The 24,126-nt window shown below is 42.7% G+C and carries 19 protein-coding genes; 8 read left to right on the forward strand and 11 right to left on the reverse strand.

Annotated elements, in window-relative coordinates:
• Window positions 1-128: 128 nt before the first annotated feature.
• A complete protein-coding gene (locus Q9G97_RS08480; RefSeq protein ID WP_305898443.1) occupies window positions 129-479 on the forward strand; it encodes a hypothetical protein in 351 nt (116 codons plus the stop codon).
• A 127-nt stretch (window positions 480-606) separates the two neighbouring features.
• Here the strand turns inward: Q9G97_RS08480 and Q9G97_RS08485 are convergent, their stop codons facing one another.
• The 11 genes from Q9G97_RS08485 to Q9G97_RS08535 all read right to left on the reverse strand — a co-directional run bounded on the left by Q9G97_RS08485 (window position 607) and on the right by Q9G97_RS08535 (window position 14,404).
• The gene (locus tag Q9G97_RS08485) at window positions 607-2,259 is read right to left on the reverse strand and encodes a BCCT family transporter (protein WP_305898444.1); all 1,653 of its coding nucleotides are present in this window, start codon (window positions 2,257-2,259) and stop codon (window positions 607-609) included.
• A gap of 227 nt (window positions 2,260-2,486) precedes the next feature.
• On the reverse strand, window positions 2,487-4,136 hold the full coding sequence (locus tag Q9G97_RS08490; protein WP_305898445.1) for a BCCT family transporter: 1,650 nt from the start codon (window positions 4,134-4,136) through the stop codon (window positions 2,487-2,489).
• Window positions 4,137-4,316: 180 nt separating this feature from the next.
• A complete protein-coding gene (locus tag Q9G97_RS08495) occupies window positions 4,317-5,585 on the reverse strand; it encodes a PQQ-dependent sugar dehydrogenase (RefSeq protein ID WP_305898446.1) in 1,269 nt (422 codons plus the stop codon).
• A gap of 154 nt (window positions 5,586-5,739) precedes the next feature.
• On the reverse strand, window positions 5,740-8,337 hold the full coding sequence (clpB, locus tag Q9G97_RS08500; RefSeq protein ID WP_305898447.1) for an ATP-dependent chaperone ClpB: 2,598 nt from the start codon (window positions 8,335-8,337) through the stop codon (window positions 5,740-5,742).
• A 295-nt stretch (window positions 8,338-8,632) separates the two neighbouring features.
• Complete coding sequence (locus Q9G97_RS08505) at window positions 8,633-9,208, reverse strand: murein L,D-transpeptidase family protein (RefSeq protein ID WP_305898448.1); 576 nt, start codon at window positions 9,206-9,208, stop codon at window positions 8,633-8,635.
• 108 nt (window positions 9,209-9,316) lie between these two features.
• Window positions 9,317-10,105, reverse strand: coding sequence for an SDR family NAD(P)-dependent oxidoreductase (locus tag Q9G97_RS08510; RefSeq protein ID WP_305898449.1), 789 nt, complete (start codon window positions 10,103-10,105; stop codon window positions 9,317-9,319).
• Between the two features lie 33 nt (window positions 10,106-10,138).
• Entirely contained in the window at window positions 10,139-11,293 is a 1,155-nt protein-coding gene (locus tag Q9G97_RS08515) for a DNA topoisomerase IB (protein WP_305898450.1), read from the reverse strand.
• Window positions 11,294-11,500: 207 nt separating this feature from the next.
• On the reverse strand, window positions 11,501-11,785 hold the full coding sequence (locus Q9G97_RS08520; protein ID WP_305898451.1) for a pyrimidine/purine nucleoside phosphorylase: 285 nt from the start codon (window positions 11,783-11,785) through the stop codon (window positions 11,501-11,503).
• A gap of 50 nt (window positions 11,786-11,835) precedes the next feature.
• Window positions 11,836-12,931, reverse strand: a protein-coding gene (gene prfB, locus Q9G97_RS08525; RefSeq protein WP_201569458.1) for a peptide chain release factor 2 whose coding sequence is annotated in 2 segments (ribosomal slippage) — window positions 11,836-12,858 and window positions 12,860-12,931 — 1,095 coding nt in all. Because the reading frame shifts where the segments join, the coding sequence is not laid out codon by codon here.
• A gap of 201 nt (window positions 12,932-13,132) precedes the next feature.
• Window positions 13,133-13,807, reverse strand: coding sequence for an HAD family phosphatase (locus tag Q9G97_RS08530; RefSeq protein WP_305898452.1), 675 nt, complete (start codon window positions 13,805-13,807; stop codon window positions 13,133-13,135).
• Between the two features lie 60 nt (window positions 13,808-13,867).
• Complete coding sequence (locus Q9G97_RS08535; RefSeq protein WP_201569462.1) at window positions 13,868-14,404, reverse strand: gamma carbonic anhydrase family protein; 537 nt, start codon at window positions 14,402-14,404, stop codon at window positions 13,868-13,870.
• Between the two features lie 294 nt (window positions 14,405-14,698).
• Between Q9G97_RS08535 and Q9G97_RS08540 the strand changes: the two genes are divergently transcribed.
• The 7 genes from Q9G97_RS08540 (at window position 14,699) to Q9G97_RS08570 (ending at window position 23,971) form a co-directional block, all read left to right on the forward strand.
• On the forward strand, window positions 14,699-15,250 hold the full coding sequence (locus Q9G97_RS08540; RefSeq protein ID WP_305898453.1) for a phosphatase PAP2 family protein: 552 nt from the start codon (window positions 14,699-14,701) through the stop codon (window positions 15,248-15,250).
• 337 nt (window positions 15,251-15,587) lie between these two features.
• Entirely contained in the window at window positions 15,588-16,820 is a 1,233-nt protein-coding gene (carA, locus tag Q9G97_RS08545; RefSeq protein WP_305898454.1) for a glutamine-hydrolyzing carbamoyl-phosphate synthase small subunit, read from the forward strand.
• 2 nt (window positions 16,821-16,822) lie between these two features.
• Window positions 16,823-17,782 (forward strand): restriction endonuclease, encoded by a 960-nt coding sequence (locus tag Q9G97_RS08550; RefSeq protein ID WP_305898455.1) that lies wholly within the window; start codon window positions 16,823-16,825, stop codon window positions 17,780-17,782.
• Between the two features lie 221 nt (window positions 17,783-18,003).
• Window positions 18,004-18,786: a hypothetical protein gene (locus Q9G97_RS08555; RefSeq protein ID WP_305898456.1), complete on the forward strand. Its 783-nt coding sequence runs from the start codon at window positions 18,004-18,006 to the stop codon at window positions 18,784-18,786.
• A gap of 55 nt (window positions 18,787-18,841) precedes the next feature.
• Window positions 18,842-22,120, forward strand: a complete 3,279-nt coding sequence (carB, locus tag Q9G97_RS08560) for a carbamoyl-phosphate synthase large subunit (RefSeq protein WP_305898457.1) — start codon at window positions 18,842-18,844, stop codon at window positions 22,118-22,120.
• A gap of 247 nt (window positions 22,121-22,367) precedes the next feature.
• Window positions 22,368-22,844 (forward strand): transcription elongation factor GreA, encoded by a 477-nt coding sequence (gene greA / locus Q9G97_RS08565; protein ID WP_305898458.1) that lies wholly within the window; start codon window positions 22,368-22,370, stop codon window positions 22,842-22,844.
• Between the two features lie 230 nt (window positions 22,845-23,074).
• Window positions 23,075-23,971, forward strand: coding sequence for a hypothetical protein (locus Q9G97_RS08570; RefSeq protein ID WP_305898459.1), 897 nt, complete (start codon window positions 23,075-23,077; stop codon window positions 23,969-23,971).
• The last annotated feature ends 155 nt before the right edge of the window (window positions 23,972-24,126 follow it).

Below are 24,126 nucleotides of genomic sequence, written 5' to 3' on the forward strand. Positions count from 1 at the left end.
GGCATTGGCAAATTTATTTATTGTCCATCAACTATCTTTAATATGACTGTCTTACAATTTCTAACAAAAAGAGCTATAGTAAATTAGAAATAACCGGGCGTTAACTAATTTATAAACGAGGAGGTACTATGTCTAGTAAAATTTTAACAACTTCATGGCAGTTTTTGGTTGGTTCTTGCTCGGCATTATGTTTGTCATTGATATTTGGTTTGGCAGGCTGTAGCGAAATGGCCACTATTGTCACGCCTGATACTACATCCATTCCTACCCCTACTGCTGGCAATCAAATGCCAAGCACTGGAGCCTTCTATATGTGTCCCCCTTTTAATCCAGCGAATACCACCTGTACAGCACAATACGAACCCGTTTGCGTCAAGTCCCTAGTTTCTTCTGTAGTCAGCTTGCGCACTGCTAGCAATGCTTGCTCGGCATGTGCGACGCCAGAGGCAGAGGGTTATGTGAAGGGTGAATGCATTTAGTTTCGTTATTCAGTAATTTTTAACAGCTATAGCCCCTTATAAATCTTCTGATACGATAGTTTTTAATAAAAAAAGCCCCAGCTTACTTATAAGCTAGGGCTTTTTAGTTTCATAAGACGACTTACTATTAATTATCTTTTTCGATATCAGGTGGTCCTGTTAATAACTCTTCATCACGGAACTCATTGGCAGAATTGTGCTCGGCTGATTCTTCGGTGGTAAACCACTGCTGATTACGATAGAGAATCAAATGATCGCGACTCAGGCCACGCAGTAGCGAGTACATCATAATCACGATGACTATCGCAAACGGGAAACCTGAAACAATCGAGGCCGCTTGCAGTGCGCCAAGTCCACCAGCCGCTAATAGTACCGCTGCGATAACCCCTTCTGTACCTGCCCAAAATAGACGCTGAATCTTTGGCGGATTAGTATCACCTCCTGAGGTCAGCATGTCGATGACAAAACTGGCTGAATCCGATGAAGTCACAAACCACAGTACAATCATAATCACAATAAGCAAGTTAACCGCTGAGGTCAATGGATAAGATTCCATTAGTTTAAAGATAGCACTACCTGTATCGGCTTTTACCGCTTCGATAAGACCAGGACTTGCCATAGTAGGATCAGCCGCTGCTAACATCTCTAAATGTACCGCCGCGCCACCAAACGCTGTAAACCACAAGAATAAAATCGTAATAGGGATTAATAGCACCCCTAGTATAAACTCACGGATAGTACGACCACGAGAGATACGCGCAACGAATACGCCTACAAATGGCGACCAGCTAATCCACCATGCCCAGTAAAATATCGTCCACGACGACTGCCAGTTCTCTTCGCCATTGTAAGACTCAGTCCACATGCCAAGTGGGATAACTTGGTGCAGATAATTACCGATATTCTCGACAAAGCTATTAAAAATAAACTGCGTAGGCCCTAAGATAATCACAAAGCTAAGCAGTACTACGGTAAATAAGATATTGATATCACTTAAGCGTTTGATGCCTTTATCTAATCCCATGAATAAGGATAGCCCTGCTAGCATAGTGATAAAAGCAATCAGGATAATCTGTACCGTAATATTATTAGGAATACCAAATAAAGCATTAAGACCCGAGTTGATCTGTAATACGCCTAAACCTAAAGTCGTCACCACCCCAAACATCGTTCCAAATACCGCTAAAGTATCGACCGTATGACCCATAGGGCCGTAGATTTTTTTGCCGATTAGCGGATATAACGTTGAGCGAATCGCTAAAGGCAAACCGACACGATAGTGAAAATAAGCCAAAGCCAAAGCCACCATGCCATAGATCGCCCACACATGAAAACCGTAATGCAAAAATGAGATATTCATTGCAAGTTTGGCGGCTTCCACCGTCTCAGGCGTCCCCAATGGCGGTGCCATAAAATGATACAGCGGCTCAGCAGTACCCCAGTACAGCAGACCAATACCAATCCCTGCTGAGAATAACATGCCAATCCAAGAAATGAGATTGTATTCAGGCCTTTCTGTCTGATGACCAAGCCTAATGTCACCGTAGCGACTAAAGATCATGTAAATACTCATAACCAATGCAAGATTGACCACGACAATAAAAAACCAGCCAAAACGTACTGATACAAAGGCTTTGGCTTGATTAAAAACTAACTCAGCCTGCTCATTAAAAAATGCACCAAAAATAATAAAGGCAATAATCAGTATTGCAGAAGTCAAAAACACAGGTTTACTTACCCGTGGAAAAGGGCCCAAGCGGCCAACTTTTACATGATCCATAATATTGTCTCGAAAGTATCGTCTCAAATTTTTAAGTGGCATACCTTAACAAGTTATAACCTAACTATCAAACTTGATACAAAACTTGGCAGTTTTAGCAAGTAAAAAAGCCCCAAGATAGCAAGGTATCTTGGGGCTTTGTCTTTAAATCAATAATTAAAAAAACATTGTGGCACTGTTAAGATGAGTTTATAAATGAGCTTAACCGCTTATATCTTAGTTATAACTTAGTCACCTTTTACAATCTTAGGCGGACCCTTAAGATATTCCTCATCAATGAATTCATCAGCGGTATTATGATCAACTGACTCTGCCGTAATAAAGCGCTGTTCAGCACGATAAAGTATGAGTCGATCTCGACCTAAACCACGCCATAGCGCGTACATCATCACAAATATAACTATAGCAAAGGGTAGTCCCGCTACAATAGCGGCGGCTTGTAATGCGCCAAGTCCACCTGCTGCTAATAATATCGCCGCAATAAAACCTTCCATCGTCGCCCAAAACAAGCGCTGAATCTTAGGTGGGTTAGTATCACCACCTGCGGTTAGCATATCAATGACGAAACTGGCTGAATCCGATGACGTCACAAACCAAAGCACAATCATAATCACAATTAAGAGCGTTATGGGCTTGGTTAGAGGGTAATATTCAACCAATTTAAAAATAGCACTGCCCGTATCCGCTTGTACCGCTTCAACCAATCCTGGACTGACAAGCGCAGGATCAAGAGCCGCTAATAGCTCCATATGAATAGCAACACCGCCAAAGGTAGTAAACCAAAAGAACAAAATCAGCATTGGAATCAATAGCACACCCAACACAAACTCACGGATAGTACGACCGCGACTAATACGCGCAATAAATATACCAACGAACGGTGCCCAACTTACCCACCACGCCCAATAAAATATCGTCCAACCACTCTGCCAGTCAGTATTGCTATAAGACTCACCCCATGTCGATAGCGGTATCATAGCCACCAAATAGTTACCGATGTTTTCAATAAAGCTATCAAAGATAAATAAGGTTGGGCCCAAAATAACCATAAAGGCGAGTAGCACGCCTGTAAAGCCCATATTGATATCACTTAAGCGCTTAATACCTTTATCCAGCCCTAGCATCAGCGATCCGCAAGCTAAAGCCGTCACAAAAGCGATAATGATAAATTGTACGGTCAACGAGTTTGGAATACCAAATAAATTCTCAAGGCCTGAGTTAATTTGCATCACCCCAAGACCTAATGAAGTCACAACACCGAACATCGTACCAAATACGGCTAAGATGTCGACGGTATGTCCCCAACCACCATATATCTTTTTACCCAATATTGGATATAGCGTTGAGCGAATAGATAGCGGCAGTCCACGGCGAAAATGAAAATAGGCCAGCGATAGCGCCACTATAGTATAGATCGCCCAAGCATGTAATCCCCAATGCATAAATGAGATATTCATTGCAAGTTTGGCGGCCTCAACGGTTTGAGCCTCACCTAATGGAGGCGCCATAAAGTGATATAAAGGCTCAGCCGTTCCCCAATAGACAAGGCCAATACCGATACCCGCGGAGAACAGCATCCCAATCCATGAGAACAAGCTGTACTGTGGTTGTTCTGTTTGGTTGCCTAAACGAATATCACCGTATCGGCTCGCTGCTAAATAAATACAAAAAACTAGCGCGGTGTTCATCAAAATAATGAACATCCAACCAAATTTATTAGTAATAAAACTTTGTAAATAACTAAATAAAGCTCCAGCCATTTCGGTAAAAAATACACCGAAAATAATAAATCCAACAATAAGCAGCGCTGAGGTAACAAAAACAGGTTTACTTACTTTTGGAAACGGACCCAATCTGCCCACTTTCACATGATCCATCGTTGATTCTCAATTTTTAAGGAAAGTTACTGTAACAAACTGATTACTAATTATCAATAAGCCTTAAAAATTAAAACCATATAATAATTAAAATATTTTCAATAACTTAGCTTAACACCAATAGTAAAACAAGCATTAAGTAACTGAGTGGTCAGCAATTTTATTGAATGGCAATTAGGCTTAATTTGGTAGTAACTTTAGTAATTTGCCACCATTGCCATCTTCTAATGCCCACACTTGCCCCTCTACCACTAACACATTGCGCATACGTTTGCCCATGTCATAGCGGTAACGCTCAGAGGCGTTAAGACCCTTCAAGTCAACAACAATCAAAGCTTGTGATGACAAGCCGCTAACCAAGGCATTACTCTGCCACGCTGGAAAATCATTATAGATTCCAGACCTATAAATACTCATAGAAGAGGGTGAGATGACTGGTGTCCAACTGATTTTGGGCGCTGTAAAATCAGGCTGCGTATCATGATCAGGTATATCAATACCTGAGTAATTGCGCCCGTTTGACACCACAGGCCAGCCATAATTACTACCTTTTTCAATTAAGTTCAGCTCATCACCGCCGCGTGGGCCCATCTCATTGGCCCACAATCTACCACTATCGTCAAATGCCATACCTAATACATTACGATTGCCCAGCGTCCAAAATTGCTGGGCGACTTTACTATCATTGTCAAAAAATGGATTATCCATCGGCACGGAACCATCAGGACTTAACCTTATTATCTTGCCTAAATTGACACTCATATCTTGCGCTGGATCTTGTTTTTGTCTATCACCTGAGCTGATATATAAATATTTTCCATCAGTCGAAAACAGCAAACGGTGGCTGTAATGCCCTTGACCTTTAACCTTTGGCGTCTGCTGCCAAATAGGCACAATGGCCGTCAAACTTGGCGAATTACTATTCAATCCCATCAGTTTCGCGCTGATAACTTTTGCACCAAATATATTACTGTCACTTCCTTCACCTGCTTCAACATAGCTTAGATAAACCCTGTTAGTCGCGGCAAAGTCTGGCGCCAGAATGATATCACCCAAACCACCTTGCCCGCCATAAGCGACTTTTGGCACAGCGCTGACAGCTGTTTTTATACCTGACTCAGTATCGACAATAAACAGCTCACCTGTCTTTTGAGTAACTAATAGCTTAGGTGGTGAATCGTCCTGTTTGGGTAATGCGGTCATCGCCCATGGCTCATCGAAGGTCGCTATCGCTCGAGTGGTAAAGCTAGGTTTTTTATCATTAACTTGGTCAGCAACTTGACTACTTTTATCACTTTGATCGCTAGTTTTTACGCTACGAGTTTCTGTTAGCGTAGTGTCTGTCGAAGAGTCGGAGCAAGCGGCTGTACTAAAGAGTAGTGCCATTACGGCTAAAGGTAAGGCTAAAGGTAAGGCTAAAGGTACACTTATAAGCTTAGGCGTTATCATGTTATCTATCCTTATTAAATCTATAAAAATATTTTGCATTTAGTTTATTTATAGCACAATGTTAATACTTAGAAGGTAAAAAAATAAAACCCCTTATTTGCTATTGCAAGTAAGGGGTTATTTTGTTTATTAAGGGATGTACGTAAAAGGAAAACTAACTCATTCTAAGCTTGTTAAAAGTCAGCTTATCATTGTCACCAACGTCAACTTTGATGATATCGCCTGCGACAAAATCACCTGCCAGCAGTTTTAAAGATAGTGGGTTTTCGATCTCCTGCTGAATGGCACGTTTCAGAGGGCGCGCACCATAGACAGGGTCATAACCCACCGCAACCAGCTGATTCATCGCCTCATCACTCAAGGCTATATCGAGCTCACGCTCTTGCAAGCGGCTACGTAAACGCTCCATCTGAATATCGGCAATACCCGCCATTTGCGCTTGCCCTAACGCATGGAACACTACGATTTCATCGATACGATTGACGAACTCAGGACGGAAATGCTCGCCCACTGATTCCATAACCTCAGACTTGATGTCTTCATAGCTCTCGCCGACCATCTCTTGAATCTTATGTGAGCCTAAATTACTAGTCATGATGATAACGGTGTTTTTAAAATCGACGACTCGACCTTGCGAGTCGGTTAGACGACCATCATCCAATACTTGCAGTAAAATATTAAACACATCAGGATGCGCTTTTTCGACTTCATCGAATAACACGACGCTATAAGGCTTACGACGTACCGCTTCGGTGAGTGCCCCGCCTTCTTCATAACCAACATAGCCAGGAGGCGCGCCCACTAAACGACTGACGCTGTGCTTCTCCATATACTCACTCATATCAATTCTTACTAGTGAATCCTCTGAATCAAATAGGAAATTCGCCAGCGATTTGGTCAATTCCGTTTTACCAACTCCTGTAGGTCCTAGGAATAAAAATGAGCCTGACGGACGATTGGGATCTGATAACCCTGCCCGGCTACGACGTACTGCATTGGCGACGGACTCAACCGCTTCATCTTGACCAATAACGCGCTCATGGAGCTTATCTTCCATCGCCAGCAATTTATCACGCTCGCCCTGCATCATTTTATTAACAGGTATCCCTGTTGCAGCGCTGACCACTTCGGCAATCTCGTTATCGGTGACTTTGTTACGTAGCAGTTTGATTTCGATAGGCTCACCGTTCTGCTCTTTTTGCTCTGCCGAATCAAGAGTAGCAATTTGCTTTTCAAGCTCAGGTATCACCCCATATTTGAGTCGTGACATCTCGGCCACGTCACCTTCACGAGTCACTTTTTCTAACTGTATACGGGCTTTGTCCAAGTCCTCTTTATGCTGTTTACTGCCTTCAACCAATGCTTTTTCTGCTTGCCAAATCTCTGTTAAGTCAGCAAGCTCTCGCTCTATTCCTTCTATCTGTGTATCGAGCAGTTTAGTTTCGGCCTTAGCGCCAGCATCTTCTTCACCTTTGAGTGCTTCACGCTCCATTTTTAGCTGAATTAAGCGACTATCTAACTTGCCTAGTGACTCAGGCTTACTATCCATCTCCATACGCAAGCGACTGGCCGCTTCATCGATCAGATCGATGGCTTTATCAGGCAATTTGCGATCGGTAATATAGCGATGACTCATCCGCGCCGCAGCAATAATCGCGCTATCTTGAATACTGACTGCATGGTGTAGCTCATAACGCTCTTTGAGTCCACGCAAAATCGCAATTGTGTCCTCTACCGTTGGCTCATCAACGAGAACCTTTTGGAAGCGGCGCTCAAGAGCAGCGTCTTTTTCAATATATTGACGGTATTCGTCTAGAGTTGTTGCACCAACGCAATGCAACTCACCGCGAGCTAGTGCAGGCTTGAGCATATTACCTGCATCCATCGCGCCATCGGCTTTACCTGCACCGACTAAGGTATGCAGCTCATCAATAAACAAGATGACATTACCTTCTTGCTTAGATAGATCACTGAGAACGGCTTTTAGACGCTCTTCAAACTCACCGCGAAACTTAGCACCAGCGATCAGCGAACCCAAATCTAGCGATAGTACTTCTTTGTGACGCATACCCTCTGGCACTTCACCATTGATGATTTTTTGCGCCAGTCCTTCGACAATAGCAGTCTTACCAACACCTGGCTCACCGATCAACACAGGGTTGTTTTTGGTACGGCGCGAGAGCACTTGAATAGTACGACGAATCTCTTCATCACGACCGATAACAGGATCAAGCTTGCCAAGCTCTGCTTGCTCAGTCAGGTTAATCGTATATTTATTCAGTGCATCGCGCTGATCTTCAGCGTTTTGATTATTGACCGTATCATCGCCTCGCAGTTGCTCAATGACCTCTTTTAGCTTCGTCGCTGTCACGCCTGCGCTTTCAAATATTTTTTTGGTCTCGCCTTGCTCAGCGAGCGCCAACAATACCCATTCAGTCGCAATAAAATCATCACCCTCTTTTTGCGCTTGACGATCAGCTAAGTTCAATATTTTGACTGAATTTGGATTTAGATTGACGTCACCTGTCGGATCGCTAATCGTTGCTTGATTATTCAACGCTTTTGCCACACCGTTCTTGAGTGCTGGAATAGACGCACCTGCCTGCTGACAAATGGACAGATTAGCTTCATCTTGTAATAGCACTGCCAATAAATGCACAGGGTCAATACCCGTATTATCACGGCCTAAAGCTAGGCTTTGGGCTTCTTGAATAGCAGATTGTAATTTCTGGGTAAATTTCTCAAATCTCATGTGATTATCCTTTTATAATTAGTATCAATGTATACCTACGGCAGCGTATTTTTATCACTATTTAATGAAACAGCTTACCGTTGTCTGTCCTCTATATAAGGTAGCTTCACTTACATTTCAAGCAAGTTAAACAATAAAACCTTATTAGAAGTAATGATATTATTCTCAGCTTGTATATAAGCGTACTTAAAGAGTATTTCAAGATAAATACGGCACTATAAATCTAAAAAAAAGCGCTTGCTCGATAAAGAACAAACGCTAAAGATAATAGTTAAATAAAAAGCATAAATTATATCTATTCTACAATCTCAATCAGCATCCCTGCCTTGTACACAGACATAATCTCATCCATCTCATCATCAGTCACCGCAATACAGCCATCGGTCCAGTCACGCTTTTGCGTTAGTGCAGCTAAATGTCCAAAGCCATTTTTTTGACCATGAATCATAATGTCGCCACCTGGGCTAACGCCGCGTTTACGGGCTTGCGCCTTGTCGCTTGCGTTGGGATAGCTGACATGGATAGAGCGATAGTAGCTAGATTTTTCGTTTTTATAATCGAGCTTATAACTGCCTGTTGGCGTACGCTCGTCACCTTGCTGTCGTTTGTGACCTGCTGGACTGTCGCCAAGCGCTATATGATACGTCTTAATCACTTTATCATCGCTTAATAACTTCAACACGCGCTCAGACTTATCGACGAAGACTTTATCAATAGTGACATCTGTAAGGATGGTTCGCTGTGCTGTATTTTTCGTACTACTCTTAGCATACGTTATCGCGCTCGCGCTAATGAGCCCCAAAAACATTAGCGTGACGGTAGCCCATAGCGAAGTCTTGATGTTGTAAGCTTTTAAACGAGAAAATAACATAGTAGTGACTTATTATAATTAATATTTTAAAAAACTCATAAGTTATAAGATAACAAAAATCTAGGGCAAGTTTTGTGCAAAAGTTATGAATAAATTAAGCACTATCGATTACACCATGCGAATCGCGCCATCTAAGCGAATGACTTCCCCATTGAGATAGGCATTATCGATGATATGTAGCACTAGTTTGGCAAACTCATTAGGATCGCCTAAACGCTTAGGATACGGAACGGCAGACTCTAGTTGCTCGCGTGCCTTTTCGGGAATGCTATTCATCATCGGTGTGGCAAATATACCGGGCGCGATAGTCATCACTCGAATGCCATGACGTGCCAGCTCGCGCGCTAATGGTAGGGTTAGACCCACAACCCCTGCTTTGGATGAGGCATAACTGGCCTGCCCGACTTGTCCATCATAGGCGGCGATAGAGGCGGTATTGATAACGATGCCTTGATCAGCGTTTTGTTCAGTTTCGCTTTGACTCATATTAGCTGCGACACGTTTAGCGATACTAGCTGCTACCAATCGCGCGACATTAAAAGACCCAACAAGATTGATGGTTACGCCACGGCTAAAATCCTCAAGACTAGAGGGATTATTATCACGATCTAGTAGCTTCTGTACTACTGCAATACCAGCGCAGTTGATAGAGCCATTCAGACTACCGAACTCTTTTTCAGCCAAATTTACAGCAGCTTGTACATCAATGCCACTAGTCACATCGCAGCGAATAAAGCGCGCTTTGTCACCTAGCTCATTAACTAATGCCTGTCCTGCTTCTATATTTAGATCAGCTATAACGACTTTGCCGCCTTGCGCGTTGATTCCGCGTACCACTGCTTCACCTAGACCTGATGCACCGCCTGTTACTAAAAAGCTATTATCCCGAACTTGCATGATTTTCTCTCCATTATCTTTTAATAGTGGCAATCAGTCTAAACGATTTTGCTCTAAAGTATGCAAGAACCCAAGCAAGGCTTTTTCCTCAACACTTTGATGCTTTTTGGTGCGACCACGGCGAGCTTGCTTGTAAGGCTCATAAAACTGTCCTGCCAAGAATTGCTCAATGATGATAGGATTGATATAAGAGGAGCGACAAACACTTGGAGTATTGCCTAATTCATCAGCCACCTCTTTGACCATCTCAGTAACCAGTTTTTGCCTAGACTTGCTATCAGGCTCGCTGGCTAGTATCTCCTCGTTATCAGAGGTTTGCAACTCATCATAAAGGTAGCTGGCTGCTAAGACACTAGCCATCCATGTCCGAAAGTCTTTAGCACTATAACGTTTATCGATACTGTCATCGCTGTCACTACTGCTACTATCAGCACAGAGATGCTCGCGCAAATAAGTATTAATATCACTGCTATCAACGACTTGCTTGTCACCGTCCTCATCAAGATATTTGAATATCTGATAGCCTGGTAGCTCAGAACACGCTTGCACAATGTCAATTAAACGCTCATCTTGCAATTCGATATGATGAGTCTTCGCGCTTTTGCCCACAAAATCAAACGCCAAGCCATTATCTGTTTCGCTCACATGCTTACTACGTAAGGTGCTAAGACCATAGCTTTTATTGAGCTTTGCATAGCGACTATTGCCGATACGAATTAAAGTCGTTTCTAACAATTTAACCACTGCGGCAAGTACATTAGCGCGTGACAACGACTCAGCTTCTAAATCCACTTCAACTTGCGCACGCAGATTAGGCAAAGCTTCAGCAAAACCTAGCATCGCATCGAATTTAGCTTGGTCACGTACCGTATCCCATAGCTCATGATACAAGTATTGCTTACGTGCTTTATCATCGCGTCCTGTTGATTGCAGATGGCCTTTTTCGTCCTGACATATCCACACCTCTGACCATAGCGGTGGAATCACCAAAGCATCAAAGCGTTTACGCAATTTTTTATCCTTAACTGTATTGCCAGTCGCATCCCGATAGGTGAAGCCACGCCCATGACGGCGACGCTCAAAGCCAGGCTCATCATCACTGACGTAACGCAGTTTGGCGCGGCGAGCTAGAGACTCATAATCGTGACGCAAGTCTTCAATAGTGGTTTGCTTAGCAGATTTTGCCATAAGAGAATGCGCCTTGTAATTAATGATACTTTAACTATATTAATATTGTTTTAGCATAATTAAATAAAGACAAGTTTACTGTTTGCTTGGCGCAGATAATATGTAAGGCTGTGTAAAAGCTGGGCGTAATAAAACTAAAAAAACGCCAAATGCTGAACACTTGGCGTTTATAAAAACTTTCAAATCAGAGCGATTAAATCTTAATTGCTATTGACCATAAACACATAAATAAGCACTTTCTACTTCGACTTTTACGTTAAATTTTTTATTAGCTTCAACGGTAAACTGTTGACCTGCATTAAAGGTTTGCCACTCATCACTCTCTGGCAGCTTCACGGTTAATGCACCGCTAACCACACTCATAGTTTCAAATTCGCTGGTGCCAAACTCGTACTCACCAACCTCCATGACGCCGACAGTGGCAGGAAGGGTCGCTGTTTGAAAGGCAATAGAAGTCACTTTATTATCGAAATATTGATTAACGCTTGGCATAAAATTTCCTTAAGTTTTGGTTGTATTTTATCTAAAAACTGCTTTAAACATTACAAGCCTGCTTTTAGGCTGGCTTCGATAAATTGATCCAAATCACCATCGAGCACCGCGCCTGTATTAAAAGTTTCAACGCCAGTCCGCAGATCTTTGATACGCGAGTCATCAAGGACATAAGAGCGGATTTGACTGCCCCAACCGACATCAGACTTGCCATCCTCAACGGCTTGCTGGCTCTCCATACGTTTTTGCATTTCCAGCTCATAGAGTTTGGCGCGTAGCATTTTCATCGCGGTTGCTTTGTTACCGTGTTGGCTACGCTCATTTTGACAGGTGACAACGACGCCACTTGGCTCATGAGTGATCCGCACTGCAGAATCTGTGGTGTTAACGTGCTGACCACCTGCGCCCGATGAACGATAGGTATCAATACGTAAATCGGCTGGATTGATATCGATCTCGATATCATCGTCAATCTCAGGCGACACAAATACAGCGGCAAATGAGGTATGGCGACCGTTGTTACTATCAAAGGGTGACTTACGTACTAACCGATGCACGCCGATCTCCGTGCGCAACCAACCAAAGGCATAATCACCTTTGATCTCGATAGTCGCCGACTTGATACCCGCCACGCTACCTGATGAGGTCTCAATCACCTCAACCTTAAAGCCGTGCGCTTCCGCCCAACGCGTGTACATACGCAAGAGCATTTCAGCCCAGTCTTGTGCTTCGGTACCACCACTACCCGATTGAATATCTAAGTAGCAGTTATTGGGATCCATCTCACCGCTAAACATCCGACGAAATTCTAGATCAGCGACGCGTTTTTCAGCATTATCTAATTCTGCTTGTACCTCTTTTAACAGTGACTCATCATTCTCTTCAACGGCCAGCTCCAGCATCGCTGCAGCATCTTCTAGCGTAGTTTCAAGCGAGACCACCACATCGATAACACCGTCAAGATGACTTTTTTCTTTACTGATTTTCGTCGCACGTTCTGGATCGTTCCATAGCTCAGGACTTTCCATTTCTAAATTGACTTCCTCTAAGCGCTCTTGCTTACCATCGAAGTCAAAGATACCTCCGAAGATCCTGCCCACGCTCAGATAAGTCTTTAATTTGTTCTTGATACGGATTGATTTCCATAAGTGTTCCTGTGTGTGTTAAAAATACGATGCGCTATTTTAAATGAGATTTGCCCAAAATGTTTGGGTAATTCTTACTATTATCTTAGCTATTGTAGCGTGAGTGATAACCCTGAAAAGCATTAAAAAATTGCACTGCAATTTTAGCTTTGCAAGGGAAATTCTTTAGATAGAATTTCCATGAACCTTGATAATAATAAAACTAAATCGACCAATCCTCAACCGCCCAGCGATGAGCTAACGCATGCGCATGTAACGCTTCATCAGGAGACACGCAGATAGCCACATCCGCCCACTCAAGCAGAGGAATGTCGTTTTTGGAATCAGAATAAGCGTAGGTTTTATCATAATGAATGTCAGCCAGTTGCTGCTTGCCAATCCACTTGTCCAAGTGATAAATCTTACCTTCTTTAAAGTTTGGCTTATCAGCTAATTTGCCCGTATAACGATCCTCTTTTATCTCAAGCGGTGTCGATAGTACATTGCCATCTTCAATGCCAAAGCGCTTGGCAATCGCAGATACTACAAAGTCATTAGTAGCGGAGATGATAACTACCTCGTGACCCAGCTCAATGTGCTGACACAATACTTCCATCGCCTTTGGGCGGATATGCGGCTCAATTTCAGTTTTGATATAATCTTCACGTAACTCATGCAAACGCGGCATTGGCAAGCTAGTCAAAAACTGGGCGACAAACTCATTGTACTCCGTCGCATCAAGCGTGCCTGCGATATACTCTTCATAAAACTTTTGATTGGCTGTGCGGTACTCGGCCTCGTCAACAAGACCATGATTGACGATATACTCGCCCCATAAGTAGTCACTGTCAACGTCAAGTAAAGTATGGTCTAAGTCGAATAAAGCTAAAATTTTCATAAACAATGCTCAAAATAATAAGGTTATCAGTTAAAAAATAAGCGTTGAAGAGTGTACGCCCTAATCAGGCTGCTCAACCTCAATAAGACCCGTTTTAAACTTCTGACAGCGATCCGCGTAATGCAATGCTGATAGCTTTAATAGTGCCGCTTGCTCATCCGTTAGGGTTTTGACCACTTTTGCAGGAGCACCCATAACGAGAGAGTTATCGGGAATCTCTTTGCCTTCAGTCACTAAGGCTTTGGCACCAATGATGCAGTTTTTACCGATTTTGGCGTTATTCAATATCACAGCGCCGATACCGATTAAGCTATTATCACCGACTTCACAGCCATGCAACATCGCTAAATGGCCAATGGTCACATAATCGCCAATCTTAACCTCAATACCTGCATCAGTATGAATCACGCTATTCTCTTGTACATTACTATAATCACCGATATGGATACGCTCGTTGTCGCCGCGTATCACCGCACCAAACCAAACGCTCGCTTGATGACCTAAATACACATCGCCAATGACTCGTGCCGTATCCGCCACCCATCCATTGAACGGGCTGGCAAATTCAGGGGCTTTATCCAAATATTGATAAATCATAGTCTAGCCTTATTGTTGTTAAGGTAATTGGTTAAACTTACATTATTAGTTAAAAACACTTGCCTAACAGTCGTTACTATTATTCGTTGCTATCAAGTACTGATTATCAATAGTTATTAGTAGTAGATAATCAGATATTAGCCGTACTTTATAGTACAATTGCCGCAAATGGTACCATTGCCGTAACACCAGTTCTAGCTCATTTAATATGACTTATGAGCAGATAAGAAATTGATAATAGCATTATGCCCTTTACAATAGAATTAAAGCAAAAACATCTTTAGGAATAAGGCTATGCGCTATAAAAATCACGCCTCGCTACTGTTGCTATCTTCAAGCTTAATCCTCGCCAGTCCTATTTGTGCTGCCGATAATTCTGATCTTGAGCTGGCAGGTGATATCATCGCAGTTGCCATCCCAGCGCTTGCCTACGGTAGCACCTATTATAGGAATGATAAAGTAGGTCGTCAGCAATTTTATAAATCATTCGCTACTAATCTTGCGGCAACCCAAGTGCTCAAGTCGACTATTGATAAAGAGCGACCCAATGGCAGTGATGACGATTCATTTCCCTCACGCCATGTTTCAGTAGCCTTTCAAGGGGCTAGTTTTATCCACAAACGTTATGGTTTGGAATATAGCATTCCTGCTTATGTCGGTGCAGGGTTTGTTGCTTATACTCGCTTAGAGGTAGATGAGCACGATGCTACTGATGTGTTAGCTGGTGCCGCTTTAGGGATTGCCAGCAGTATGTACCTAACCAAGAGCTATAATGAGCAGTTGCATATCGCGACCGATCTAGCGCCAGACTATTATGGGGTATCTATGCATTATGAATTTCACTGATTGTCTTAAAAGCACCGTAAAAAAATAAAAGCGAATGCTAGCACTCCCTCACCTTTTTAAATACTGGCTCTTAAGCCAAAATTCTAGTACAATGCACAAAATCTGACCCTAAGCGAGTGGACATGATGTGAGTTACTCTTCACCTTAACGTGAACTAAGTATCTTTTCATCTATTTGTCTTCTCGCTTTTTTGCGGAAAAAATTCGTCTTAGTAGTAAGCATTGTAATAAGCATTTACAGTAAATACAGACATTGAAAAACCACATATTTGCATCAATAAATAAAACACCTTTGCAACAAAAGACAGCAAACTCATCAACAATAGCGGAGAATACCATTGAACTCATCGACCCAAACCCAAGCCATTTTGGCACTAGCAGACGGTACTATTTTTCGCGGTATAAGTATTGGCAGTAACGGTCATCGTGTCGGTGAAGTAGTATTCAATACAGCGATGACAGGCTATCAAGAGATCCTAACCGATCCTAGTTATGCCCGTCAACTAGTCACCCTAACCTACCCACATATCGGTAATACAGGCACCAATACTGAGGATAGTGAATCAGGTAATGCTCATAAAGTTTGGGCAGAAGGTCTTATCATTCGTGATGCCACTATGGTCACCTCCAACTTCCGTAATTCCGAGTCACTAACTGACTACTTACAAAATAATGATACTGTCGCTATCGCTGAGATCGATACTCGCCAGCTCACCCGTATATTACGTGATAAAGGTGCTCAGCACGGCTGTATTATGACGGCATCAGATGGCGAAACTATCAGCGATACAGACGTACAACAAGCGATCAAGTTAGCACAAGGCTTTGCAGGTCTAGAGGGTATGGATCTCGCCAAAGAGTGCTGTCATCCTGATGGGTTTGAGTGGACAGCAGGCACTTGGGAGTTGTCTGATACGCTCCTAAATCGTGATGCACCTGGTAGCCATGATAGCGGTACGGGTGGCTTTTTTAAGCAGCTTGGGGAGCACATCGAGCACAAATACAACGTTGTCGCTTATGACTTTGGTACAAAGACTAATATCTTACGTATGCTGGTTGACCGTGGCTGTAAAGTAACGGTTGTGCCCGCACAAACGCCTATTGCAGATGTCATCGCGATGAATCCAGACGGTATCTTTTTGTCAAACGGTCCAGGAGATCCTGCGGCCTGTAGTTACGCTATCGATAGCGTGCGTCATATCATTGAAGAGACTAATATTCCAACCTTTGGTATCTGCTTAGGCCATCAGCTCATCGGTCTAGCCAGCGGCGCTAATACTATTAAGATGAAAACGGGTCATCATGGTGCCAATCATCCTGTACAAGATTTAGAATCTGGTGTGGTAATGATTACCAGTCAAAACCATGGCTTTGCGGTCGATGAAGATACTTTTCCTGATAATGTAAAATCAACCCATCGCTCATTATTTGATGGCACTAACCAAGGCATGGAGTTGACCAATAAGCCTGTCTTTAGCTTCCAAGGTCACCCAGAAGCCAGCCCTGGCCCACATGATGCTGATGGGTTATTTGATCGCTTTGCTGAGATGATGGAAAAGGCTAAGCGATAAAGATGAGCATTCCACATTTTGATGACTTAAGAAAACCTATATTAATGCTTTCAAGCAATGGTGAAGTATGGAAAAAATCAGAATTTACTCAACCTTTGATAAAGCATTTTAATCTTACTACTGAAGAAGCCTCAAAAGAATACGAGTCAGGTAATGGTCTTATTTTTGCTGATAGAATTTCTTGGGCATTGAGTTATTTTGCCCTTACAGGAATACTAGACAGACCTAAAAGAGGTTATTATATTCTTAGTTCTTTAGGTAAATCTTTTTTAGATAAAACAGATGAAGAGGTTAACGTTTTTGTTAAGCAAAAAATGGCAGAAAGACAAGCGGAAAAGTTGAACGAAACTGATTTAGACAAAGATATTCAAAAGAATAATATCAATCAGAATAGTAATACACCGCAAGAACAGCTTTATGCATCTTACGAAACCATTCGCCAAGAAACCTATGATGAAATATTAGATACCATCCTAACAAAAACACCTATAGCTTTCGAGCGTTTGGTTGTTGAGTTATTGCAAAATATGGGTTATGGCGGCGCTGTTGAAAAGGCAGGGCGAGTAACGCAGTATACAAAAGATGGCGGAATTGATGGTGAAATCTATGAAGACGTATTGGGCTTAGGACGAATACATATTCAGGCAAAACGCTATCAAAAAAGCAATACTATTGGTCGTCCTGATATTCAAAGTTTTGCTGGTGCCTTATTAGGTGATAATGCTAATAAAGGTGTTTTCATTACTACTTCAAGATTTTCTGCTGATGCCATCACTTACGCCCAAAATCTATCGAATGCAAGAATCGCACTAATAGATGGTCAAAAACTAGCTGAATATATTTATAAGTACGGATTGGGTGTACAGATTGAACAAACAATTAGCATAAAGAAACTTGATACCGATTATTGGGATGTTATGCCTGATGACGTTAATTTAACTATGACTGAACTTTCTATATAACTTTGTATCAAATCCAAAACATGTAAATTTGAAAAAAAAAGGTCTTACAAATGCCAAAACGTACCGACATAAAAGATATTTTTGACATTTATATGGCTCTAACGTTAATGGTTAAGCTTTGATGATAAGAATCTAATAGTAGTCACTAACTTTTAACCATTTTAAAGATTATATTTCGCAGTTTTGACAGACTTTTAAGTCAAGAGCAGAGGATTTGTGTAATGTTAAAACTTAAAATAACCCTGATACTTTTGAGTGCACTTGTTAGTGGATGTACGGCAAGTCAGCATACCGCTATCTCACCAGAAACTATCACCTCGACGCCATTACAAAAAACTCAGATGCTTGCAAATACTGACAGCAAGCTTGATTCTGAGCTAGAGGCTGAGTTCTATAAGCAATTTGGTGCTGTACTTCCCAAATTAACGACTGAGCAAAATCAGTTGGCCCTAAATATATATAGTCGACTTTACAATCTGTATCCAGCTGCCTATTATCAGCACATGCTTGACAAAGCGAATATGCAGGTTTTGATGATGTATCAAGTCTTAACCGCAGATCCTAATGAATCTTCAACTGACAGCGATAAAGCAGCAGTTGAGTGTGTCGTAGACATGAATCAATTGAATAGATATAAAGAATATATTCGCCGCGCAGCTTTTAACTATGTAAATATAACGCCGTTAGCAGAAGTTCGAGATACGATAACCATGCTCAATTATCCATTTATTGATGAGCTGGCTTTAGAAACGCAAAAAGGTAATGATATAACCCTAAGTACTGATTTCTTCGCTAATTTGAAGCAAAATGATAATTATGCACACTATCAGGATTTTTATACCTCACCACAGTATGATTTTATAAAAGATATGGTGATTATGGATTCAGAAGATAAGGGACCAATGCCGACATTTTTATACGCTAATAGTATGTACTGTGTGTATAAATTTGCTCCGCCAAAGCCCCTGTTGCCTCAACTACATTCACCTCAGCTAATGCCGTAGATTATTACAATAAAATTTGCCACTTTTACATACCGAAATAGGACTTACATACTTTATGCCAAAACGTACCGACATAAAAAGCATTCTTATCATTGGCGCTGGCCCTATCGTTATCGGCCAAGCCTGTGAGTTTGACTATTCAGGCGCACAAGCGTGTAAAGCGCTTCGTGAAGAAGGCTACCGCGTCATCTTAGTCAACTCCAATCCCGCTACTATCATGACCGATCCCGACATGGCTGATGCGACTTATATTGAGCCGATTACTTGGCAGACCGTCGAGCAAATCATCGATAAAGAGCGCCCTGATGCTATCTTGCCAACCATGGGCGGTCAGACCGCGCTGAACTGTGCCTTAGAGTTAGATAAACATGGCGTGCTAGCTAAGTACGGTTGTGAGCTGATTGGTGCGACCAAAGACTCTATCGAGATGGCAGAAGACCGCGACTTATTCGATAAGGCCATGAAGCGTATCGGCCTTGAATGTCCACGCGCTGAGATTGCTGAAACCATGGAAGAGGCGTTTTCTACTCAAGAGAAAATGGGCTTTCCGTGTATCATTCGTCCCTCCTTTACTATGGGCGGCTCAGGCGGCGGTATCGCTTATAACCGCGAAGAATTTATCGAGATTTGCGAGCGTGGTTTTGACTTATCACCGACCCATCAACTATTAATTGATGAATCACTAATCGGTTGGAAAGAGTACGAAACCGAAGTGGTCCGTGATAAAAACGACAACTGTATCATCATCTGTACTATTGAGAACTTTGATCCCATGGGCGTACATACAGGCGACTCTATCACCGTCGCGCCAGCGCAAACCTTAACCGATAAAGAATATCAAATCATGCGTAATGCGTCGATTGCGGTATTACGTGAGATTGGCGTTGAAACAGGCGGCTCAAACGTACAGTTCGGTATTAATCCTGATAACGGACGCATGGTGGTGATTGAGATGAACCCGCGCGTATCACGCTCCTCAGCGCTAGCGTCAAAAGCAACGGGCTTTCCTATCGCTCGTATCGCCGCTAAGTTAGCGGTTGGTTATACCTTAGATGAATTACAAAATGAAATCACCGGCGGTAAAACTCCAGCGAGCTTTGAGCCGACTCTGGATTATGTGGTTACTAAGATTCCACGCTTTAACTTTGAAAAGTTTCCACAAGCAGACAACATTTTATCGACGCAAATGAAGTCGGTTGGTGAAGTCATGGCGATCGGTCGTAACTTCCAAGAATCCATGCAAAAAGCGCTACGTGGTCTTGAGACTGGCGCAGACGGTTTTGATGAGCAGATCGATTTTGCCGCTATCAAAGATGGCAAACTCAGCGAAGATAAAGCCCGCTCTGAGATTACCAATCGCTTAACTATTCCGACCCCTGAGCGTATCTTCTATATTGCTGATGCCTTCCGTATCGGTATGAGCGTCGATGAAGTATTTAAATTAACCAACATCGATCGCTGGTTCTTAGTACAGATCGAAGATATTATTCAAGTGGAAGCAACGGTCAAATCGCTAGGGTTTGGTGGTCTTAATGAGACTAATTTACGTAGCTTTAAGCGCAAAGGCTTATCCGATTTGCGTTTGGCTAAATTGCTTGGCGTCTCACAAAAGCAGCTGCGTAAAAAGCGTTGGGACTTAAATGTCTATCCTGTTTATAAGCGTGTCGATACTTGCGCGGCTGAGTTTGCGACTAGCACCGCTTATATGTACTCGACCTATGACAGCGAGTGCGAGGCCAACCCGACTGACAAAAAGAAAATCATGGTCATCGGCGGCGGTCCAAACCGTATCGGTCAAGGTATCGAGTTTGATTATTGCTGCGTTCATGCTGCGCTTGCCATGCGCGAAGACGGCTACGAGACTATCATGGTCAACTGTAACCCTGAAACCGTCTCAACCGATTATGATACCTCAGACCGTCTCTACTTTGAGCCAATCACCCTTGAAGACGTGTTAGAAATCGTCCGTATTGAAAACCCAGATGGCGTAATTGTACAGTTCGGTGGGCAAACACCATTGAAGCTCGCCCGCGCTCTAGAAGCTGCTGGGGTCAAAATCATTGGTACGAGTCCTGACGCTATCGACCGTGCTGAAGACCGCGAACGCTTTCAGCATATGATTCAGCAATTAAATCTAATCCAACCAACTAATGCCTTGGCGACTAGCTTAGAAGACGGCTTATTTAAAGCCAAAGACGTCGGCTATCCATTAGTGGTACGCCCATCCTATGTGTTGGGTGGTCGCGCTATGGAGATCGTCTACAACGAGGAAGAATTAAGACATTACTTGCGTACTGCGGTACAAGCGTCTAACGAGGCACCAGTACTATTAGATCGCTTCTTAGATGACGCGATTGAGGTCGATGTGGACTGTGTTTGTGACGGTACAGACGTGGTGATCGGCGGTATCATGCAGCATATCGAACAGGCAGGCGTGCACTCTGGTGACTCGGCTTGCTCATTACCACCCTATTCGTTATCAGAAGAATTGTGTGATGTGATGCGCGCGCAAACAGTGGCGATGGCAAAAGAGCTTGGTGTCATTGGTCTGATGAACGTACAGTTTGCGGTAAAAGGTGAAACCATCTACATCTTGGAGGTCAATCCACGCGCAGCTCGTACCGTACCTTTTGTCTCTAAATGTATTGGTACGTCACTCGCGAAAATTGCCGCGCGCTGTATGGCGGGTACTTCTTTAAAAGATCAAGGCTTTACTAAAGAGATCGTGCCGTCATTTTTTGCAGTAAAAGAAGCGGTATTCCCATTCGCCAAATTCCCTGGCGTCGATCCTATCCTAAGCCCTGAAATGAAATCTACAGGTGAAGTTATGGGTGTTGGCAAGACCTTTGGCGAGGCATTCTACAAAGCGGTTATCGGTAGTAATGAGCGTCTGCCAGGCTTGCCTACTGATGGCGAAATTAAAACGGTATTCATCTCAGTACGTGACAGCGATAAAGAGCAAGTCGTACCTATTGCCCGTCAGTTAGCCGACTTTGGCTTTACTATTGTCTCAACAACGGGTACCAAAAAGGTTTTGGATGCTCACAATATTAAGTGTACACAAATAAATAAAGTCACCGAAGGTCGTCCTCATATCGTTGATGCCGTCAAAAACGGTAAGATCGATTTGATTATTAATACGACTGAGGGCAAGCAAGCGCAAGAGGATTCGTTCTCTATTCGCCGCAGTGCCTTACAAGGTAAAGTGTTCTACGTGACGACTTTGGGCGCAGCCGATGCGGTCTGTAAATCTTATGACATTGAGTTACCGTTTGATGTTTATAAATTGCAAGATTTACATCAGCAAGCAAAGTCTATTGACGTGGCTCAATAAATTGCGTAGATTAAGCATAACGATTTCGCTTATTTATTAAAAGCAACTTATAGCAGCAACCTTAAAAAGCATAGTGGCCCAACTGCGACTATGCTTTTTATTACGTAAGTTGATTACGAGTTGCTGTTTTTAGCGGTTCAACCAAATACATCCATTTTATATTTTATATTCATTTTAATAGCCTATTAATCTTTATCACACCATCTCAGTAAGAGGTGGTGTGATGTTATTGGCTTAAGGAAAAAACATGCAACGTTACCCTATGACTCCACAAGGACACGCCGCTCTTGAGAGTGAGCTTAAGCAACTAAAAAGTATTGACCGTCCGCGTATTACCGCCTCTATCGCCGAAGCACGCGAACATGGCGATCTAAAAGAAAACGCTGAATACCATGCTGCTCGTGAGCAACAAGGATTTTGTGAAGCACGTATTCGTGATATCGAAGCCAAGCTTGGCGGCGCGCAAGTAATTGATCCCTCAACGCTCAAAAACGAAGGCCGCGTAGTATTTGGCGTCACTGTCGTCATTGAAAATATGGACACCGAAGAAGAAAAACGCTATCAAATCGTCGGTGATGATGAAGCCGACTTCAAAGCGGGTAAAATCTCGGTCAACTCGCCTATCGCTCGCGGTCTAATTGGTAAGTTTGAAGGCGATGAAGCCCGTATCGAAACCCCAAAAGGCGTGGTTGAGTACGAAGTGATGAAAGTAATTTATAGCTAATTAGTTATAGTTATAGACAGAAAGTTTAAAGTGTTAGCAATGCTTTGTATGCCTGCGTTGGATTAATTCATACTTAATCCAACGCAGGCATTTTATTGTCTGCCAGTTACACAATGTGGCTGTTCTTACACGATGCTGCTGTTCTATAGTCGTTGCTTTATAGAATAATCATCTGCATTCAAAAGTTAATTTATTTGCTAATTATTAAACCCCTTTTTAAGGAAAATATTATGACTATAAACACACCTATCAAAAAAACAGCCCTAGCTACTGCGCTGATTGCAGGCTTATTGGCTAGCGCTAGCAATGCTGCCCCGATGGTAGTCGTTAATCAGGGCAGTACTGCCAGCTCCACGCTAGTTGAGCAGTATGCAGATGGCAAAACTACGACGATTACCGCAACACCTAACGGCATCAGTATGCGTGATGGTGCGCCCTTTTATGCAACCCAAATCACCACTGTACCTCGCTATACTATCAGTCAAGGGGCCTCTACAGTCGTCACTACCAGCCCAGTAGTATCAGCACCGATAACGGGTCAAGTCACCCAGCAGATCGGCAATACAGTGGTCACGACTCCTATTACGGCGCCCGTTATAGCGCCTACTCAAGTGTTGACCCCTATCACTACCACTGTTCCTATAGTCAATCATCAAGTTATCAGTACCCCAGCTGTCAATAGCTCTATAGCTAACAATCAGGTTATCTCAACGACCTCTATAGATACGCTACAGCTGACGCCAACTTTCAGTACACCCAATGTTGCCAGTGCCAATACTAAAATCATGAAAATATTAAAGAATAGCGCTGGACGCGACATTGCCGTTCCTGCTAATAATGTTGCTCCTGGTGACGTTATTGAATACCATACTACGTATATTAATAACAGCGCTCAGCCTATAGGTGACTTGAGTGCGACAGTGACTTTGCCCAATGGTGTCAAGCTGGTATCGTTAAACAGTCCGCTATCGACTATGGGTACTATCGGTGGCGATAATTATCAAACCATTGGGCAAATGGGTAATGATGTAGTGATTCAACAAAACTACTCTGGTCTAAGATGGAATCTTGTTAATCTTGCTGCTAATACTCCGCAGACAGTAGTTATTCGCGCTAAAGTACAGTAGCTTAGATTTGAGGATGATAGTGCGATAAAGCATTAAAATTTGACTAAGAAAAAATGTAAAAAGGTCTTGAATATTCAGGGCCTTTTTTTGATGTTGTAAAAATCATATATACGACAACCGTTGTCGTATAGCGTCTATACTTTGTCAATAATTAC

It is taken from the genome of Psychrobacter sp. M13, assembly GCF_030718935.1.
In the GTDB taxonomy this organism is placed as follows: Bacteria; Pseudomonadota; Gammaproteobacteria; order Pseudomonadales; family Moraxellaceae; genus Psychrobacter; species Psychrobacter immobilis_G.